This is a genomic window from Nocardia sp. NPDC003345 (assembly GCF_053589395.1).
This window is the reverse complement of the sequence record NZ_JBSFRU010000115.1, coordinates 1-16,831: the sequence shown is the minus strand read 5'-3', so window position 1 is coordinate 16,831 and position 16,831 is coordinate 1. Positions and strand designations below refer to the sequence as shown.

Sequence of the window (16,831 nt, the reverse complement as noted above, 5' to 3'; positions counted from 1 at the left end):
GTATCCCGCCCATCCACGCGCGCGCCACCGGACTCGACGCCAAGATCATCGGGGTCAAACAGCGTGCGCTGCCGAACTATCACCTCGCCACCGCACCGGGCTCGAATATCACCGATATCGCCGGGCTGCGCGGTAAGCGGATCGCGTTCTCGCCCGGACAGGCCCAGGGCGTGGTGGTGCTGCGGACCCTGCGGGCCGCCGGTATCGCGCTCGACGAGGTGCAGCTGGTGGAGCTGAACAGCCCGCAGTTCCTCACCGCGCTGCAGGGCGGCCAGATCGACGTCGCCCCGCTGGGCGAACCGTCGCTCACCAAATATCTCGATCAGTACCGGGCCCAGGGCGCCACCGCGGTCGCCACCGACGCGGTGGACGCGCTGACCGTGCTGTGGGCGCCCACCGCGGTGCTGCAGGATTCGGCGAAACTCGCCGCCGCGAAGAAATTCGTGGAATTCTGGGCGCGCGGCGAAATATGGGCCTGGGAGCATCCCGAAGAATGGATCAAAGCCTATTACGTCGAGGATCAGGAAGTATCCGAGGCCGACGGCAGGCGAATTCTGAAGACCACTCCGAAACCATATTTCCCGACCAATTGGGACGCGGCGATCGAATGGGAGCAGGAAACCGTCGACCTGGTCACCGGTTCCGGTTACTTCGGTGAATCGTTCGATGCCGAGGAATTGTTCGACCGGCGATTCGAGGGTATCGCCGCCGCCGCTGTGGCGCCCCAGTACCGGACCGAGGAGTCACAATGACCATCGCACTCGACCGCGGCCGGATCGCGGCCCCGGCCCGGCCCGACGGATTCGTCGCGCGGCGGCCGCTGCGCCGGCTGGGCCTGCGTAGATCGGTGCCCTTCGCCCGGTTGCTCGGCGTGGCGCTGCTGCTCGGCGCCTGGACCGCCGGCGTCGCGGGCGGCGTGATCGACGAACGCAAACTCGCCGCGCCGTGGACCGTTCTGCAGACCGGCTGGCAGCTGGTGGCCGACGGGATCCTGCTGAGCAATATCGCGGCCTCGCTGGAGCGCGCGGCCATCGGTCTCGGAATAGGCCTGGTGATCGGTACCGGACTGGCACTGGTCTCGGGACTGTCCCGGCTGGGCGAATCCATCGTCGACGGGCCCGTCCAGCTCAAACGCGCCATTCCCACACTGGGTCTCATCCCGCTGCTGATCCTGTGGCTGGGTATCGGCGAGACCTTCAAGATCGTGCTGATCACTCTCGGTGTGGTCGTCCATATGTACATCCAGGTCCACGCGTCGCTGACCACCATCGACAAACGGCTGGTGGAACTGGCCGAGGTGCAGGGGGTCTCCCGGGCGACCTTCATCCGCCAGGTCGTGATCCCCGGTTCGCTGCCCGGATTCTTTCTCGGACTGCGGCTCTCGGTCACCGGGGCCTGGCTGATCCTCATCGTCGTGGAGTCGGTCAACGCGATCGACGGCCTGGGCAAGATGATGACCAACGCGCAGAACTACGGCCAGGCCGATGTGATCCTGGTGGGCCTGGTCGTCTACGGCGCCTTCGGACTGCTCTCGGACGCGGCCATCCGGCTGCTGGAACGGAAGGTGCTGTCGTGGCGGCGGACGATCGCGAACTAGGCGTAGAGGTACGGGAACTCACCCGCCGTTACGGGGAGCGCGTCGTCCTCGACCGATTGGATCTGCGTATCCCGCAAGGACAGTTCGTCGCTCTGCTGGGCCGGAGCGGGTCGGGTAAGAGCACGCTGTTGCGGGCGCTGGCGGGTCTGGACTACGACGTGGAGGGGGCGGGGCGGCTGCGGGTCCCGGACAAGACCTCGGTGGTGTTCCAGGATTCCCGGCTGCTGCCCTGGCAGCGGCTGCTCCCCAATGTGCTGTTCGGGCAGCCGCGCGGACATCGGGCCGACGGTGTGCGGGTGCTGGCGGAAGTGGGTCTGGCCGGCCGGGAGCGGGCCTGGCCCGCGGAACTGTCCGGCGGCGAACAGCAGCGGGTCTCACTGGCGCGAGCGCTGGTGGACGAACCCGATCTGCTGCTGGCCGACGAACCGTTCGGCGCGCTGGACGCGCTGACCCGGATCAAGATGCACGAACTGCTGCGGGCGCTCATCCGGCGCCGCCGGCCCACGGTGCTGCTGGTGACCCATGACGTCGACGAGGCGATCGCACTCGCCGACCGGGTGCTGGTCCTCGAGGACGGGGTGATCGCGGTGGATGTCGCCGTGGACCTGCCCGAGCGCCGCGATACCGGCCTGCCCGAATTCCAGCGCATCCGGCGCACCCTGCTGACGGCACTGGGTATCGACCCGGTGGCGGCGTGAAAGGAACCGATCATGACCTCTGCCGATAATTCGCGCCCGGGTGGGAAAACCCTGCACCTCAATGCCTTCCTGATGTCGGTGGGCCACCACGAGGCAGCCTGGCGGCTACCCGAGAGCGATCCCTACGCCCATGTGGATATCGACCATTTCGTGCGGCTGGCCCAGACCGCCGAACGGGGCAAGTTCGATTCCATCTTCTTCGCCGACAGCCCGGTGCTGATGGGGGATCCGGGCCGGCGACCGGGCGGGAAACTCGAACCGACCGTGATCCTCACCGCGGTCGCCGTGCAGACCAGCCGGATCGGGCTCATCGCCACCGCCTCCACCAGCTACAACGACCCCTACAACCTGGCGCGGCGGTTCGCGTCGGTGGACTGGGTGAGCAACGGGCGGGTCGGCTGGAACATCGTCACCACGGCCGGCGCCGACGCGGCCCGTAACTTCGGGCTCGACGACACCCCCGATCACCGGCTCCGCTACGAGAAGGCCGCCGAGTTCGTGGAGGTCGCCACGAAACTGTGGGACAGCTGGGAGGACGACGCGATCGTCGCCGACAAGGCGCTCGGTGTGCACGCGGACGCGGAGAAGGTGCGCAAGATCCGTCATCGCGGTGAGTTCTTCTCGGTGGACGGCCCGCTGAACGTGCCCCGGTCGCCGCAGGCGTATCCGGTGCTGGTGCAGGCGGGTTCGTCGGAAGACGGTAAGAATTTCGCCGCCCGCTACGCCGAGGCGGTGTTCACCGCACAGCAGACCCTCGCCGACGGCACCGCCTTCTACACCGATCTGAAGGACCGCGCCCGCCGCCTCGGCCGCGATCCGGAGACCCTCAAGATCCTGCCCGGAATCGTCCCGGTGATCGGTGATACCGAGGCCGAGGCCCGCGCGCTGGACGCCGAACTGGAGCGGCTGATCTCCCCGGAGTACGCGCGCCGCCAGCTGGCCGAACGGTTCGGATTGCCGGTCGAGGCACTGGAACTGGACGCCGAACTGCCCGACGATCTGCCCAGTGAGGACGATATCCAGGGAGCCAAGAGCCGCTACACGCTGATCGTGAACCTGGCCCGCACCGAACAGCTCACCGTGCGCCAGCTGATCGCCCGGCTCGGCGGCGGGCGCGGGCACCGCACCTTCGCCGGGACCGCAGAGCAGGTGGCCGACACGATCGAGGAATGGTTCCGGGCCGGGGCGGCCGACGGGTTCAACGTGATGCCCGCGGTGCTGCCCTCCGGACTGGACCGCTTCGTGGACCGGGTGGTGCCGATCCTGCAGGAGCGGGGGCTCTTCCGCACCGATTACACCGAGACCACCCTGCGCGGTCATTACGGTCTGGCACGGCCGGAGAACCGGCTGGCCACCGAGACCACGCTCGCGGTCGCTCGGTGAGCGGAAACGCGGCGGGCCGAGCGGAGCCGGGGGCCGAGGGCGGCAGCGACGGTACGGGCTGGTTGCGCTATCTCGCGCGCCGATGTCTGGTCCACCGTCGTCTGGTGATCGCCGCCTATGCCGGAGCCGCCGCGGCGGCGGCGCTCACCGCGGCGCTGCCGCTGGTGGTCCGGCATGTGGTGGATACGCTCACCGTCACCGCCGCATCGGTGCTGCCGTGGGTGCTGGTCTTGCTGGTCCTGGGCATCGCGCGGTTCGCCGCCTCGTTCACCCGCCGCGTCGGCTCCTCGAAACTCTCGCTGGGGGTGCAGCACGATCTGCGGCGCGATCTGTTCGCCGCGCTGCTGCGCCTGGACGGGCGCGACCGGGAGGGCCTGCGGACCGGGCAGGTCGTCAGCCGCGCCATCACCGACGTGACCCTCATCCAGATGTTCCTGCAGCTGATTCCGATGGTGTCGGGCAATGTGGTGCTGCTGGTGGGCGCGCTCGGGCTGATGGCCGTGATGTCACCGCCGCTGACGGTGATCGCGCTGCTGGTACTGCCCGCGCTGTGGTGGATCGCCCGGCGCAGCCAGCGGGAACTGTTCCCCGCCAACTGGGACGCGCAGGCCCGGGCCGCCGAGGTGGCCATGCGGGTGGAGGCCGCGGTGGCCGGGGTCCGGGTGGTCAAGGGTTTCGGACAGGAAGGCCACGAACTCGACGGGTTGCGGGAGCGCTCCGCCGCGCTGTTCCGGTCCCGGATGCGGGTCGCGCGGATCACCGCCCGGTTCACCCCGGCGATGCAGGCCGTACCCGCGGTGGGTCAGGCGGCGGTGCTGATCGTGGGCGGTGTGCTGGCGCTGCGCCAATCGATCACGCTGGGTACGTTCCTGGCCTTCATGACCTACCTCGGCGCGTTCGTGAGCCCGATCCGGCAGTTCTCCATGCTGCTCACCGTGAGCCAGCAGGGCCGCGCCTCGCTGGACCGGGTGCGGGAGGTCATCGATACCCCGCCGCCGGCGGTCCCGGGCGGGGCCGGCGCACCACCCGGCGCGGCGCCGCCACGAGTCGAATTCCGCGATATCGGTTTCCGCTTCGGCGACAACCGGGTGCTCGACGGACTCGATCTGACGATCGAGGCGGGGGAGACGGTCGCGATCGCGGGCGGAGCCGGATCCGGTAAATCGATACTCGCCCAGCTGGTGCCGCGCCTGTTCGACCCCGATACCGGCAGTGTCCGGTTCGACGGCACCGATATCCGGGCGCTGCCCGCTGCTCGCGCCCAGGTCGCGATGGTTTTCGAGGACACCCACCTCATGGCCGACACCATCCGCGCCAATGTCGCCTACGGCCGCCCGGACGCGAGCGACGAGCAGATCTGGCACGCATTACATCTGGCCGCCGCCGACGGTTTCGTCGCGGCCACTCCCGACGGGCTCCGGACCCGGATCGGCGAACGCGGCCAGCGCCTCTCCGGTGGGCAGCGCCAGCGCATCGCCCTGGCCCGCGCCCTGCTCACCGAGGCGCCGATCCTGGTCCTGGACGACGCGACCTCCGCCATCGACGCGCGCGTGGAGGAACTGATCTTCACCCGGATCGCGGGTGAGGTGCGCCGCCGCACCACCCTCGTGGTGGCGCATCGCCTGTCCACGCTGGCCCTGGCCGACCGGGTCGCGATACTGGACGGCGGCCGGGTCGCCGAATCGGGTGCGCTGTCCGAACTCCGGGACCACGGCCGCCTGTTCCGGACCCTGTTCACCCCGCCCGACCCCGGTGCGATCGACCCCGCCGCGGTATCCGGTGTGGCGCCGGTCGCCACCGCCGTGCTCTGGGTGGAACCCGATACCGAGACCGACGACGCGCGCACGCTCGAACAGGTGGCCAAGGCGTTCGCGCAGCGCGCCGCCGGGGCCCCGACCGGTATCGGCCGGGGCGCGGCGATGGGCGGGATGCTCGCGGCCGCCCCGCCCAGCGGCGACGTCGCACGCCTCATCGACGGCCTGCCGCCCGCCACCGGTGAGCCCGCGGTGCCGGAATCGTTCTCGCATACCGCCGATCCGCGGTTCACCCTGCCGCGCCTGCTGCGGCCCTTCGCCTGGCCGCTGCTCGCCGGGCTGGCGCTGGTCGGGGTCGACGCGCTGGCACAGGTGCTGATCCCGTTCCTGGTGCGGCACGGTATCGACCACGGTGTGCTCGCCGGCGCCCAGGATGTAGTGCTGGTGGCGGCCGCGCTCACCCTGCTGGTGGTCGGCGCGGACTGGGTTGTCGGGGTGGCCCAGGTGCGGGTCACCGGCCGGGCCGGGGAACGGCTGCTGTTCGGGTTGCGGGTGAAAACCTTCGCGCAACTGCAGCGGCTGGGCCTGCAGTACTACGAGCGCGAACTCGGCGGTCGCATCATGACCCGGATGACCAGCGATGTCGACGGGCTGTCCGCGTTCCTGCAGACCGGCCTGGCCACGGCGCTGACCAGCACGATCACCATCCTGGGTGTTATCGCGGCGCTACTGGTGGTGGATGCCGGACTCGCGCTGGTGGTGCTGGCGACACTGCCGGTGCTGGTGGTCACGACCGTCGCCTTCCGCCGGGCCTCGGTGCCGGCCTACAACCTGGCCCGCGACCGGGTCAGCGTGGTCAACGCCTATCTGCAGGAGAACGTCGACACCATCAAGGTCACTCAGAGCTACCGGCGGGAAGCGGTGAACCAGGCCGAATTCGAACGGCGGTCGTGGAGCTACCGCGATGCTCGGTTGCGCAGCCAGACCCTGATGGCGGTGTTCTTCCCGTTCATCGAACTCATGTCGGTGGTCGCGACCGCGGCGGTGCTGGCGGTCGGGGTGCACCAGGTGCGCGACGAGGTGGTCACCGCGGGCACCCTGATCGCGTTCCTGCTCTATATCGATCTGCTGTTCTCGCCGATCCAGCAGCTGTCGCAGGTGTTCGACAGCTACCAGCAGGCGGCGGTGGGGGTGGACAGGCTGGCGGAACTGCTGCGGACACCGGTCGACACCCCCGACGATCCCGACCCCCGGCCGGTATCGGCGCTGCGGGGGGAAATCGAGATGCGGGGGGTGGATTTCGCCTACGCCCCGCGCGGTGCGGCCGGGCCGGCGCCGGCGCCGGCGCTGCGTGGTGTGGATCTGCGGATCGCGCCCGGACAGCGGGTCGCCCTGGTCGGCGAGACCGGCGCCGGGAAATCGACCCTGGTGAAACTGCTGGCCCGGTTCTACGATCCGACGGCGGGCCGGGTGCTGGTCGACGGTGTCGATATCCGCCGCTACGCCCTGCGCGACTACCGCAAACGTCTCGGTGTGGTGCCACAGGAACCGTTCCTGTTCGGCGATACGGTTCGAGATGCCATCGCCTACGGCCGGCCCGAGGCGAGTCCGGCCGAAATCGAATGGGCGGCCCGAGCGGTCGGGGCGCACGAGATGATCGCCGCGCTGGACCACGGCTATCTGCAACCCATCGGCGAGCACGGGCGCGGTCTGTCCGCGGGGCAGCGCCAGTTGCTCGCTCTGGCCCGCGCCCAGCTGGTGGAACCGGACATCCTGATCCTCGACGAGGCCACCGCGTCACTGGATCTGGGCACCGAGGCGCGGGTGCGGGCCGCGATCGACGTCCTCACCGCGGGCCGCACCACGCTGGTGGTCGCGCACCGGCTGGCCACGGCCGCGGACGCCGATCTGATCGTGGTACTCGGCGACGGCCGGGTGCTGGAGACCGGCACCCACGCCGAACTGCTGGCGCGGGAGGCCGGCGCGTACCGGGCGTTGTGGGCGGCCTACGTGGGAGCGGAGGCGCCGGCCGCGGCGCGCTGACCGGCCCTGGTGCGGGCGGCTCGGGCCGCCCGCACCGCGCGGCTCAGGCGGGTTCGTTGACGATGGTGTGATCGGTGATCTCGTCCAGCATCCGGCCCCAGTCCGGGTACTTCCGCACCTTGGCCAGATGGAGTTCGGTGATCCGGGTGGCCAGATCCGGATCCGGATCATCGGAGAAACGCACCGCCGATAGCCGGGCGAAATACGGCAGGATATCCGGGTCTCCCGCGAGGTGGACCGGATCGTGCAGGTAGCGCTCCAGCGCCGGCAGGTCGGCGACCGCCGCGCAGTAGGCGTGGGTGAAACCGTCGCGGGGATCGCCGATATCGCGGCCCACCGACCCGAACACCACCGATTCGACACCGGCGGTTCGACGCATTTTCGCCAGTACGGCGTCCTGTTGCTCGGCGGTCACCTCGTCCTTGAAGCGGAACCGCAAGAGATTGACTATCACCGTGATACCTCCTGAATGAACCCATTGGTTCAAAAATAGAACCTTGCCGGTTCAGTGAAGCACGGTTTGCCATTTTGAACCAGTGGGTTCAATCAGGCGAACCTCCTGATACCCTGTACCGGTGCGAGCTGCGGAGGTCCCCGCCCGGGGGCGTATCGATAAACGGCAGGCCATCCTCGACGCGGCCTTCGCCGTCTTCGCCCGGCTGGGCTACGAGCAGGCGTGCGTCCGGGAGATAGCCGCCGAGGCGGGCGTCGCCAAACCCACCGTCTACAACCACATGACCGATAAGGAAGCCCTGCTTCGGGAATCACTGCTGCTGGCGGCAGACCGGGTGTCCGGGGAATGCCTCGACGCCGTCGAGCGCCTGCGCGACCCCGGCGCCGATCTGCCCGCGGCGCTCGCGGACACCGCCCGCCGGCTGCTGCGCGTCTGCGCGGGCGATACCTCGCACGCGCTGCGCCGCCTCGCCGCCGCGCAGGCCAACCGGCTGCCCGAACTCGTCACGCAGGTCCGCGAGCGCACCGCGACCCGGACCCTCGACGCGCTCACCGACAGGTTCGGCCTGCTCGCACTGTCGGGCCGGCTCACCGCCACCGATCCGGCGACGGCGGCCGAACAGTTCCTGGCCCTGCTCACCGGCCCCCTGGAGAACCGGTCCGCCCACGGCACCCGGAAGGTGCCGGTCGCCGAACAGCGCACCATCGCCACCGCGGCCGTCCGGACGTTCCTGGCGGCCTACGGATCCGGCGACCGTCCCTGATCGGGTCGCCGCCCTCGCGGCCGGACCCGGCCGAGAACTCGGACCGGCGTCGATCGAGTCGTCCGTCCCCGGGCGAACTGCCGCGTGGGCGGTACCCCCCGTCCCGGATTCGCGCGGCCGAGTTTCGGAGCGCTCGGGCCGTGCCGCGGCCTCCGCCGCGCGAACCGACTCAGGACCGGCGCAAGGGCAGCTCTGTTTCCTCGGGAACCCGCAGTTCGTCACCGTATTCGCGAACCCAGGCGGCCAAGGCGCGCAGTGGCCCGTCCACGAGACTCGCGCCGAGGTCGGTGAGCCGGTACTCGACCCGGGGCGGGGCGTGCGGACATGGGCGCCGGGCGATCAGCGCGCGCTCGATGAGCCGCCGCAATGCCTCGGTGAGGGCCTTGTCGCTGATCCCGCCGATCGCGGTGCGCAGGTCCGCCCGCCGGCGGGGCCCGCCGGCCAGCGCGGCGAGAATCACCGGGTCCCAGGTGTGGGCGAAGACATCCAATGCCCCGCGCAGCCGGCAGTCGGCGATCGGTTCGGTGTGATCGGTCATCGCCCACCAGCGTTCTCGGCCGTTACGCACCGATCGGTGCGTACTCCGGTCCCTACCGTAGCCCTCGCACGTATGGACACGGTGACGAAGGAGTTCGACCGATGCGAATCGCCATTCTGGGCACGGGACATCTCGCCGAAGCGCTCGGCACCCGCTGGGCGCGGGCCGGGCACCGGATCACGGTCGCGGGCCGCGCACCCGAGCGCGCGGCGGCGCTGGCCGCTCGGCTGGACCGGGCCGCCCGCTCGGACACGCACCGGGAATTCCCGGCGAACGCCGGACCCGTCGCCCACGCCGCCGGTCTCCGGGACGCGGCGCGCGGGGCGGACGCGGTCCTGCTCGCGGTGCCCTGGGATGTGGCCGATGCCGTCGCCGCGGCGGCCGGGGGCGCGGACGGTAGCTGGTCCGGCCTGCCCGTTGTCGACCCGACCAACCCGGTCGGTCACGGGGTCGGCGTGGTGCTCAACCCGCCGGGGGTGTCCAATGCGCGGCGGATCGCCGACGCCGCGCCGGGCAGCCAGGTGGTCAAGGGTTTCCATCTGGTCCCGTCCACCCAGTGGGCGACCGCCGGCCCGGAGACGACCGTGGTGCTGTGCGGCGACGACCCCGCGGCGCTGGACACCACCGCGACGCTGGTCCGCGACGCCGGTGCGGTGCCGGTTGTACTGGGACCGCTGGACCGGGCCCGGCAACTGGAGGAAGCGGCCGGGCTGCTCATCGGGCTGGCTTTCGCCGGTGTCGACGCCCGGACCGTGGTACCCGCGCTACCACCGGTGCGGGCCTGAACCGCCGGTCACACCGCCACCGGACGCCGCGCGCGGTCGTACTCATCTACCGAAGTGATTCCGCCCGATTCGCGAATGTTTCTCGCGCAGAGCGCAATACGTCGGCGATCTGTTCGGGATGAGTGAGGTGCGGATGGTGACCGGCGCCCTCGATCACGGTCACCGGGAATCCGGCCGCGCTGGTCACGGGGTCGTGCGAACCGGCCACGATCCGGATCGGCACCGGTATCCCGCCCAGCAGGTCGCGTGCGGCCGCCCGGCTCTCCGGCCGGCTCGCGGCGCGCAACGTCGCGAGAGTTCTCCGCGCCACCCCGGGCCGGCGCAGTGCCGCGACCGCGCTCTCGATCGCCGGGCCGTCGGGTACTTCGAGCAACCGGGCGAGCCGGGACGGGGAAAGGCGGCGGAGCAGGGTGGCGGTGAACGGCAGACGGAGCAGTCGCGACGCTCGCGGTTGCAGGAAGGCGGGGGCGATCAGGACGACCCCCGCCACCCGGTCGGGATGGGCGTGCGCGTAGCGCAGCGCCGGGAGACAGCCGAGCGAATGACCCACCAGTACCGGCCGTCCGGTGCTGTCGGCCAGGAGTTCGTCGAGGCGGAATTCGGCCGCGGCGACACCGGGGGCCGAGCGGCCCAGGCCCGGCAGGTCCACGGTCAGGGCGGTACCGCCGGTGCGCTCCCGGACCTCCCGCCATACCTCGCTGTCGGTGGGCAGTCCGTGCAGCAGGACGAAATCCGGTGTGCGGCGATCGCCCTCGGTCCACAGTCCCCGGTGAAATCCCGCGGACGGATGCGCGGTCGACGCACCGAATCGGCTGTTCACCAGGTGATCGGCCCAGTGCCGCAGCGCAGTCGCGGCGGGCGGCATATCGAGTCCGGCCGTCGCGGCGACCGCGTCGGCCGCCGAGGTGTCGTACCGGTCGTCGGCGATGAAGGCCAGCCGCTCCCGGTCGACACCGGTCACCCGGCGCGGCAGCAGCTCCACCAGCCGGGCCGGAACCGTGATGCGGGGGGCGCGCACCCCGAGGTGCGCGGCGAGCAGCCGGACCATTTCGGGTAGCGGCGGTGTGGCCGGATCGAGCACCGTATACGAGCGGCCCGCGGTCTCCGGCTGCCCGGGGAGCGCGCTCAGGAAGTCCACGAAGTAGTCGAGATCCACGATGGGCAGCAGGGTCCGGGCATTGCCCGGCAGCGCCGGCAGGCGGCCCTCCCACAGGTCGCGGACCAGTTCGGCCAAGCCGATGTACTGACCCGGGCCGATGACCGTGCTCGGATTGGCGACGGTCAGCGGGACCCCGGCCGCGGTGGCGCGTTCGCGCAGTATCGCGTCGCCCTCGAATTTCGATGCGCCGTAGGCGCCCACGCCGTAGTCGCTTTCGGCCGAGTCCGGCACCGTCACCCGGTACCCGGTGATGTGGACCAGCCGGCGCAAACCGGGGCGGCGCGCCGACCATTCGAGTATCCGCAGGGCGCCGTCGATATTGACGGCCCGGGCCCGGTCGGCCTCGAGAGCGAAGGCGAACAGGGCGGCGCAGTTGTACACGTCGCGTACGCCGTCCAGTCCGGCCGCGCCCAGCTCACCGAGGTCCGGATCGGTGATATCGCAGGCGTATACGGTCAGCCGGTCGTGCGCCACCCCCTCCGCGTCGAGGTAGCTCGTGAGCCGGTGCCCGGTTCCGGGGCGGACCGTGGCCGCCACGGTGTGCCCGGCGGTCAGCAGCCTGGCTACGAGTGCGCGGCCGATGAATCCGGCAGCGCCGAAGACCGTGGTGTCCGGTGCGTTCATATGCCTCTTCCTAACTAGACTGGTCTACATATTTTGTAGAGAGCCGAACGGAGCGCGAAAAGCGCTCCGTCAGAGCATTGTTCGTGCGACCCGCGCGACGCTGTCCAGTGGCGCGCGGCTGCGCTGCGCCTGTGCCAGAATGAGCCCGCCTTCGATGAGGGCCAGCAATGCCACCGCGAGATCATCGGCGTCGGACCGGCCGGCGGCCCGCAGGATGACCGATATCGCCCGGGTCCATCGCTCGTACACCTCGGCGCAGGCGCGCTGAACCGTATCGTTGTCGCCGGCCACCTCCAGCGCGACCGTGGCGATCGGGCAGCCGCGGGCCCACCCGGATTCCTCCAGCCGGTCGCTGAGCAAGGCGATCAGGCCGGTGATCGCGGCGGCCGGATCGGTGATATCGGCGTCCCGGATCGCCGCCTCGATCGAGTCCGTGGACCGGATGACCGCGGCCGCGACCAGTTCGTCCTTCCCGCCGGGGAAGTGGAAGTACAGCGAACCGCGCGGGGTATCGCTATCGGCCAGAATCTGATTCAGGCCGGTGCCGAAATAGCCGCGGCGTTCGATCGACGCCCGGGTGGCTTCGATCATCCGCTGCCTGGTTTCGGCTCCCTTCGTGCTCATGGAGAAAAAGTAGACCGGTCATCATATTAAGTCAAGGGGTGGCGCCCGGACGGGAATTTCAGGCGCGGGAACGAGCGGTTTTATTGCGGTACATGGCGGCATCGGCGGCCTGCATGGCCTCGTCCACCTCGGTGGGCGCGTCCGCGAGATACACCGTGCCGATACTCGCGCCGACGCGGATCGTCTGCCGCCGGACCGTCATCGGGGCGGTGAGCACCGCGGACAATTCCTCGCGCAGCGCGGTGAGCCGGTCGGTTCCGATGCACTGTTCGATCATCACGATGAACTCGTCACCGCCGAGTCGCGCGGCGATCCCGCCGGCCGCCTCGACCACGCGGCGCAGCCGGGCGCTCACGGTGCGGAGTACCTCGTCGCCGGCCGAATGGCCCCACCGGTCGTTCACCTCCTTGAACCCGTCCAGGTCGAGATAGGCCACACCCACCGGTGGGCGCGCCGCCGCCAGCCGGTCGAAGAAATGGCCGCGATTGGGCAGGCCGGTGAGTTCGTCGTGATTGGCGTCGTGCCACAGGCGCGCGGCCAGCTCGCGGCGTTCGGTGACATCCACCGCGACGCCGATCAGGAACAGCACCGCGCCGCCCCGATCGCGAACCGCCGACATGGACAGATCGATCCCGGCGGTCGAACCGTCCCGGCGCCGGTGGTCGATCTCCAGGCGGAACCGGTCGATACTGCCGGTGAGCAAATGGGTCATCCGGGTATAGGCGGCACCGATATTGGCCGCGCCGATCAGTTCGATCACCGTGCGGCCCGGCATCTGCTCGACGTCGAGGCCGAGCATATCGGCGAACGCGGTATTCGCGTCGAGCACCCGGCCCCGGGTGTCGACCGTCCCGATACCGACCGAGGCGCCGGCGAATACGGCCGAGAAACGGGCCTCGGACAGTTCGCGCCGCCGATCGGCCTCCTGGGCCGCGGCCAGCGCCGCGGCCAGCGTGATCTCCTGCTCCTGCAATGCCGCCGACCGCAGCGCCTCGGTGTATCCGGTGGCGAACTCGGCGGCGACCAGGACGGCCCGGTCGCCGACAGCGTCCGCCGCGGCACCCTCGCGCCGGATGTGATCGGCCAAGGGCCCCAGGATGACCGGCAGAGTGCGGCCCGCGACCCGGGGATCCCGATAGTTCACCGCGACCAGTGCCGCGGCCGCCGACCGGGCGGTCTCGGGCGGCCGATGACCGCGCAGGGCGTCGAGCAGCGTCGTGATGAGCTCGGCGAGCAGGTCCTCGATCCGGTCCCGGGTCAGCGTCGGGGCCACCGTCCCGTCCAGGGCGTCCGCCCAACCCGCGGCCAGCTCCCGTGCGCTCACCCCGATCCCCTACCGCGCCGCAGTCGTCAGGCCTTGCACGCCACACCGGCCAAACCGAGTGATCTGCCGGGTGCCTCGTGCCGGTCGCGCTCCGATTCCGGCCGCCACAGCGGTAGTTCGACCACACCCGGTTCCACGAGATCCCAGCCGTCGAACATCGCGGTGATGGCGGCGCGGGAGCGGAACTGGATTCCGACCTGGTTACCGGTGGCCGAGGATTCGTGCAGCCGTTCGGCGTCGTCGGGACGAAGGGCCGAGGTCAGATGGGAGATTGCCACATGGCTGCCCGCGGCCACCGCCTGCCGCAGCGCCGTGACCCGCGCCGCCGGCCGATCGTCGTCGGTCAGTAGATGCAGGACCGCGAAGAGCAGGATCCCGATGGGCCGGTCGAAATCGAGCAGGCCCGTCGCGCGCACGCGGCGCAGCAGTTCCGCCGGATCGCGCAGATCCGCCTCGAGCGCGCCGCAGTGCCGGTCGCCCACCAGGATCGCGCGGGAATGCGCGACCGCGATCGGATCGATATCCACGTACAGGACCCGGGCCCGCGGGTCGCGCTCCCGCACGATCTCGTGCACATTGCCGGCCGTCGGGATTCCGGAGCCGATATCGAGGAACTGGGTGATCCCGCGGTCCATGAGGAACCGCACCGACCGCCGCAGGAACGCCCGGTTGCTCAGCGCCAGCCGCGGCAGATCCGGAACCAGGCGGCTGCCGCGCTGTGCCGCCATCCGGTCGACCTCGAAATTATGCGACCCGCCCAGGAGCGCGTCGTACATCCGCGCCGGGCTCGGCTGGGTCATATCCACACCCTCGGGCGCCCATGCCGGCCTGTCCATCTCGTCCCCTCTGCGCTCGGGGTCCGCACGCCGGCGGTCGCGGGAGACGAGCCGGGCCGTGTGCGGGAAACTCCCACGCCGCGCCGCGGATCAGTCCGCCGTGCCGCGTTCGCCGCCGGACGGCCCCGGACGACGCTGAGCGAATACTAACCGCTGCCGGGAGCGGGTGGCGGGCCGCCGGTACCGGGAGAGGGGCCGGTGCGGCTACCCGATGCCGGGCACGACCCCGCGCGGCCGGATCAACGGCAGATCGTTGTAGGTGGCGATACCGGGTTCCGCGGCCACCACCGCGGGGATCGCGTTGATCACCGGCATCGCGGTCATGATGTGCCCGAGGGTCATGAAATCGGCGATGGTCTCGGCCTGGAAATCCGGGGGCGGCAGGAAACTCACGATGTTCTTGACCGTGGGGCGGCCGTCCACCTGCAGCACCCAGCCGTCCTGGTCGATCTTCCAGTCGGGTTCCAGGGTCTGGCCCTTGCGCCAGCGCACCGTCAGTTCCACCAGGGTCCGGCCTTCGACCAGTCCCTTCCAGGAGGCGTAGACACCCGCGACCCCGCCCGCCGGGATGGTCCAGGATCCGAGATCCAGATCGGCGGTGGTCTGCGCGAATTCGGCATCGCAGCGCACCTCGTCGAGTTCCACCCCGAGGGCGTCGGCGATGAGGCGGACCGCCTCACCGAAGACGGCGGTGCCCTCGGCCGCCATCTCGGGCAGGTCGGGCCGGTCGATCGGTTCGCCGAATCCTACCGGCCGTTCGGTGGCGGGGGAATCGTAGAAGGTGGTGTCGGCGGCTTCGCTCACGGTGACCTTGTCGACCCGGTCGCAGATCCCCGCCGACACGATGGCCAGCAGGTTGACGAATCCGGGGCTGATACCGGAGCCGAAGATGGTGGATCCGCCCTCCCGGCAGGCCGCGGCGATCCGGTCCCGGCCGGGCCCCTGACGGTGGCCGGTGATGAACGACGCGCTGGACACCACATCGACGCCCGCGGCCAGGATGCGGACCAGTTCGTCGACGTCGATCCACATCGGGTTGTAGACCACGCAGTCGGGCTTCAGGGCCAGGAGCGCGTCGATATCGTCGGTCGCGGTGAGGCCCAGAGGGTCCAGACCGCACAGTTCTCCGATATCGCGGCCGGCCTTGTCCGCCGACCAGGCGTAGCAGCCGACGAGTTCCAGTGTCGGGTTCGCGACGATCGCGCGTACCGAACTCTTACCGACATTGCCGGTCGTCCATTGGACGATCCGGTAGCGACGATCCTTGGGCACGCGCTCAGCATAGGGCGGCGGCCGGTGTTCCGGAATGAAAACCCGCAATTTCGGAGAATCGCATTCTCGGCCGGTCCGCCGATGCGGCGGACTGTATCGGCCGGGTGGCGCGCCGCCGGGTGCTGAGGTTTGCGTCACAGTCGCGGGGGGTGGGAGGCGCAGGCGCGCACGATGGTTCGGCGGGAGCCGCGGCGGCCGGGGTGCGGGAGGCGGCTCGGCGGGCGATTGCGTTGGCGACCAATATTGTTCACCTGTTCGTCGCGGCTCCGTAGCCGCACGGAAACCGCTGATCGGATCGGCCGCCCAGGGCGCACGGTGAAACCGCGTGAACGCGTTGACTTCCGTGATCTGCTGTCATGTGCCGGTCATGGCACGGTAATATCAAAGTATTCGCCGTCGGCGTGTTACGGCGAGTTCGCCCGATCGAAGGTTGGTGAGGCCATCCATGTCGGTATCGATGTTCGACGAGACCCTGCCGCGTGGAGAGCGAGACGGGGTGGGACTGAGAGTCGGCGCGATCATCGATCGGGGAGGGGAGATCCTGCTGCTGGAGCTACCCAGCACCGGGCCCATTCGTCCCACGCGGAAATTGCCCGGCGCCACCGTCGAATCCGGTGAATCGGTGACCGGCGCGCTCACGCGCGGCGTCTTCGAGGAGACCGGTCTCACGGTGACCGATATCCGCCACCACATCGGCGACTTCGACTATCTGTCGCCGCAGGGCAAACCGGTGCGGCGGTTGCATTTCGCGGTCGAGGTCGCGGCCCACGGTCCGGTGGTGCTGAGCGCGCACGCGCGCTATATCTGGGCTCCGCTCGTAGGGAAGGATCTGTCGGTGACCTCCTCGATCCAGAAGATCCTCGACACCTACCGGGAGCTGGCCTACCCCTGATCCCGGGCCCGGGCGAAACTCTCCCGGGTCACCGCGGCCGACTCGTTGTGGACCAGCAGCCCGGAGGCGCCGGCCGGGGTGTAGG

The 16,831-nt window shown here is 70.2% G+C and carries 15 protein-coding genes; 8 read left to right on the top strand and 7 right to left on the bottom strand.

The window, feature by feature from the left end; all coding sequences use genetic code 11:
• From ACWDU1_RS15260 to ACWDU1_RS15240, 5 genes are all read left to right on the top strand, one after another.
• Positions 1-752: ABC transporter substrate-binding protein (locus ACWDU1_RS15260; RefSeq protein WP_449998946.1), on the top strand; the 752-nt coding region annotated here is incomplete at its 5' end.
• Positions 749-1,597, top strand: a complete 849-nt coding sequence (locus ACWDU1_RS15255) for an ABC transporter permease (protein ID WP_449998945.1) — start codon at positions 749-751, stop codon at positions 1,595-1,597. The genes ACWDU1_RS15260 and ACWDU1_RS15255, both read left to right, overlap by 4 nt.
• Positions 1,573-2,295: an ABC transporter ATP-binding protein gene (locus ACWDU1_RS15250; RefSeq protein ID WP_449998944.1), complete on the top strand. Its 723-nt coding sequence runs from the start codon at positions 1,573-1,575 to the stop codon at positions 2,293-2,295. The genes ACWDU1_RS15255 and ACWDU1_RS15250 overlap by 25 nt, the downstream gene beginning before the upstream one ends.
• A gap of 12 nt (positions 2,296-2,307) precedes the next feature.
• A complete protein-coding gene (locus tag ACWDU1_RS15245) occupies positions 2,308-3,678 on the top strand; it encodes an LLM class flavin-dependent oxidoreductase (RefSeq protein WP_449998943.1) in 1,371 nt (456 codons plus the stop codon).
• Positions 3,675-7,475 (top strand): ABC transporter ATP-binding protein, encoded by a 3,801-nt coding sequence (locus tag ACWDU1_RS15240; RefSeq protein WP_449998942.1) that lies wholly within the window; start codon positions 3,675-3,677, stop codon positions 7,473-7,475. Before ACWDU1_RS15245 ends, ACWDU1_RS15240 begins: the two co-directional genes overlap by 4 nt.
• A gap of 43 nt (positions 7,476-7,518) precedes the next feature.
• Here ACWDU1_RS15240 and ACWDU1_RS15235 read toward each other — a convergent pair whose 3' ends face one another.
• Entirely contained in the window at positions 7,519-7,929 is a 411-nt protein-coding gene (locus ACWDU1_RS15235) for a Dabb family protein (protein WP_449998939.1), read from the bottom strand.
• Positions 7,930-8,050: 121 nt separating this feature from the next.
• Between ACWDU1_RS15235 and ACWDU1_RS15230 the strand changes: the two genes are divergently transcribed.
• Complete coding sequence (locus ACWDU1_RS15230; RefSeq protein ID WP_449998937.1) at positions 8,051-8,692, top strand: TetR/AcrR family transcriptional regulator; 642 nt, start codon at positions 8,051-8,053, stop codon at positions 8,690-8,692.
• A gap of 169 nt (positions 8,693-8,861) precedes the next feature.
• Here ACWDU1_RS15230 and ACWDU1_RS15225 read toward each other — a convergent pair whose 3' ends face one another.
• Complete coding sequence (locus ACWDU1_RS15225) at positions 8,862-9,230, bottom strand: winged helix-turn-helix transcriptional regulator (RefSeq protein WP_449998936.1); 369 nt, start codon at positions 9,228-9,230, stop codon at positions 8,862-8,864.
• Between the two features lie 101 nt (positions 9,231-9,331).
• On the opposite strand from ACWDU1_RS15225, the gene ACWDU1_RS15220 reads away from it, so the two are divergent.
• Positions 9,332-10,015, top strand: coding sequence for an NADPH-dependent F420 reductase (locus ACWDU1_RS15220; protein ID WP_449998935.1), 684 nt, complete (start codon positions 9,332-9,334; stop codon positions 10,013-10,015).
• Positions 10,016-10,061: 46 nt separating this feature from the next.
• On the opposite strand, the gene ACWDU1_RS15215 is transcribed toward ACWDU1_RS15220, so the two are convergent.
• From ACWDU1_RS15215 to ACWDU1_RS15195, 5 genes are all read right to left on the bottom strand, one after another.
• Entirely contained in the window at positions 10,062-11,798 is a 1,737-nt protein-coding gene (locus ACWDU1_RS15215; RefSeq protein ID WP_449998933.1) for an alpha/beta fold hydrolase, read from the bottom strand.
• A gap of 69 nt (positions 11,799-11,867) precedes the next feature.
• Entirely contained in the window at positions 11,868-12,422 is a 555-nt protein-coding gene (locus tag ACWDU1_RS15210) for a TetR/AcrR family transcriptional regulator (RefSeq protein ID WP_449998931.1), read from the bottom strand.
• 58 nt (positions 12,423-12,480) lie between these two features.
• Positions 12,481-13,746: a diguanylate cyclase domain-containing protein gene (locus ACWDU1_RS15205; protein ID WP_449998929.1), complete on the bottom strand. Its 1,266-nt coding sequence runs from the start codon at positions 13,744-13,746 to the stop codon at positions 12,481-12,483.
• 26 nt (positions 13,747-13,772) lie between these two features.
• Positions 13,773-14,582 carry an SAM-dependent methyltransferase gene (locus tag ACWDU1_RS15200; protein ID WP_449998927.1) on the bottom strand — a complete coding sequence of 270 codons (810 nt, stop codon included), beginning with the start codon at positions 14,580-14,582 and terminating at the stop codon, positions 13,773-13,775.
• Positions 14,583-14,786: 204 nt separating this feature from the next.
• Complete coding sequence (locus tag ACWDU1_RS15195; RefSeq protein ID WP_449998925.1) at positions 14,787-15,854, bottom strand: NAD(P)H-dependent amine dehydrogenase family protein; 1,068 nt, start codon at positions 15,852-15,854, stop codon at positions 14,787-14,789.
• Between the two features lie 445 nt (positions 15,855-16,299).
• Between ACWDU1_RS15195 and ACWDU1_RS15190 the strand changes: the two genes are divergently transcribed.
• On the top strand, positions 16,300-16,746 hold the full coding sequence (locus ACWDU1_RS15190) for an NUDIX domain-containing protein (RefSeq protein WP_449998924.1): 447 nt from the start codon (positions 16,300-16,302) through the stop codon (positions 16,744-16,746).
• The last annotated feature ends 85 nt before the right edge of the window (positions 16,747-16,831 follow it).

What these genes read in the sequence shown, in the direction of transcription:
- ACWDU1_RS15215 (WP_449998933.1), bottom strand. Translation starts at nt 11,798, where the DNA reads ATGAACGCACCGGACACCACGGTCTTCGGCGCTGCCGGATTCATCGGC.
- ACWDU1_RS15255 (WP_449998945.1), top strand. Translation starts at nt 749, where the DNA reads ATGACCATCGCACTCGACCGCGGCCGGATCGCGGCCCCGGCCCGGCCC.
- ACWDU1_RS15190 (WP_449998924.1), top strand. Translation starts at nt 16,300, where the DNA reads ATGTCGGTATCGATGTTCGACGAGACCCTGCCGCGTGGAGAGCGAGAC.
- ACWDU1_RS15220 (WP_449998935.1), top strand. Translation starts at nt 9,332, where the DNA reads ATGCGAATCGCCATTCTGGGCACGGGACATCTCGCCGAAGCGCTCGGC.
- ACWDU1_RS15245 (WP_449998943.1), top strand. Translation starts at nt 2,308, where the DNA reads ATGACCTCTGCCGATAATTCGCGCCCGGGTGGGAAAACCCTGCACCTC.
- ACWDU1_RS15210 (WP_449998931.1), bottom strand. Translation starts at nt 12,422, where the DNA reads ATGAGCACGAAGGGAGCCGAAACCAGGCAGCGGATGATCGAAGCCACC.
- ACWDU1_RS15200 (WP_449998927.1), bottom strand. Translation starts at nt 14,582, where the DNA reads ATGGACAGGCCGGCATGGGCGCCCGAGGGTGTGGATATGACCCAGCCG.
- ACWDU1_RS15225 (WP_449998936.1), bottom strand. Translation starts at nt 9,230, where the DNA reads ATGACCGATCACACCGAACCGATCGCCGACTGCCGGCTGCGCGGGGCA.